This window comes from Arthrobacter sp. ZBG10, assembly GCF_001238605.1.
GTDB lineage: Bacteria > Actinomycetota > Actinomycetes > Actinomycetales > Micrococcaceae > Arthrobacter.
The window spans coordinates 1-251 of record NZ_LFQH01000142.1 but is presented as its reverse complement, the minus strand read 5'-3'; the positions used below and the strand labels follow the sequence as shown (position 1 = coordinate 251).

The following is a 251-nucleotide window of genomic DNA, read 5'->3' as shown; positions in this document are numbered from 1 at the left end:
ATGCCCTGCTCTCCGGGAGCCTCGGCCATGCTGTGCAGTTGGCTGGAGATGTTCCGGATTCCCTCGGCAGCCTTCTGCTGCTGGGTCCCGGCCTGGCTGGTGAGCCCGGATTTTGCCTGGTTCATCAGGTCCTTCGCACTGGACTTGGCCTCGGACGCCACATGGGCGACTTCCTCCTTGGCCGTCTGCGCGACATTCTGCGCCGAATCCGCCGCGGTCCGGGCCACATCAGTTGCCTCGTCCTTCGCGGC

The 251-nt window shown here is 65.7% G+C and carries 1 pseudogene; it reads right to left on the bottom strand.

Annotation, left to right across the window (positions count from 1 at the left end):
* Positions 1–251: pseudogene (locus tag ACU18_RS20065) on the bottom strand (hypothetical protein); the annotation flags it as partial.